This window comes from Arthrobacter sp. C152, from assembly GCF_054890965.1.
The window spans coordinates 1-260 of record NZ_JBTZSU010000121.1 but is presented as its reverse complement, the minus strand read 5'-3'; the positions used below and the strand labels follow the sequence as shown (position 1 = coordinate 260).

Here is a 260-nt window from a genome sequence, read left to right as displayed (position 1 = left end):
CGACTCGTGAAGCTGACCGGTACTAATAGGCCAACAACTTACACCACACAGAAAAACATTCTGCTTGCGTCCACTATGTGGTTCCCAACCAACAACCCCCAACACACGGGGGCACAACGGAACCAAATAACTGAATAACAACACCACACATGTTGTAACCACACAGTTTTCCCACACCACCCCCACAGCGGGAGGGTGACGGGTGAAAGGGTTACGGCGGTCATAGCGTGGGGGAAACGCCCGGTCCCATTCCGAACCCG

General features: G+C 54.2%; 1 rRNA gene. It reads left to right on the top strand.

Annotated elements, in window-relative coordinates:
* Positions 1 to 212 precede the first annotated feature (212 nt).
* Positions 213 to 260 (top strand): 5S ribosomal RNA (rrf, locus tag ACYSM9_RS21980); the annotation flags it as partial.